This window comes from Cobetia sp. SIMBA_158, from assembly GCF_046566945.1.
Lineage (GTDB): Bacteria > Pseudomonadota > Gammaproteobacteria > Pseudomonadales > Halomonadaceae > Cobetia > Cobetia amphilecti.
On the sequence record NZ_JAWJYL010000879.1, the window covers coordinates 1 to 246 of the forward strand.

1 protein-coding gene is annotated in these 246 nt (G+C 33.7%); it reads left to right on the forward strand.

What is annotated here, in order from left to right; genetic code table 11:
- Positions 1 to 61: 61 nt before the first annotated feature.
- Positions 62 to 223 (forward strand): hypothetical protein, encoded by a 162-nt coding sequence (locus R2R70_RS22340; protein ID WP_341610002.1) that lies wholly within the window; start codon positions 62 to 64, stop codon positions 221 to 223.
- Positions 224 to 246 lie beyond the last annotated feature (23 nt).

The window sequence follows — 246 nt, forward strand, 5'->3', positions numbered from 1 at the left end:
AGTACTATTAAATTTCAAATTTTTATAATTAACATTTATAACCATAACTAAGGAAGATACTATGTCAAACTCTAATCCAAACGATACTAAACTTGAGCAACAACGTTCTGATTCAGCAGGAGCAGCACTTAAAGGTCAAACTGAAGACAATCATAGTGAAAACAGCGAAGCAGCAGCAGAACGTATCGCAGCTAACTTAGAAAATGCGAAAGAAGATAAGTAGGTTTTTAATATGCCACCTGTAAT

Excerpts from the sequence above, each read along its gene's own strand:
- R2R70_RS22340 (WP_341610002.1), top strand. The coding sequence starts at position 62 with ATGTCAAACTCTAATCCAAACGATACTAAACTTGAGCAACAACGTTCT.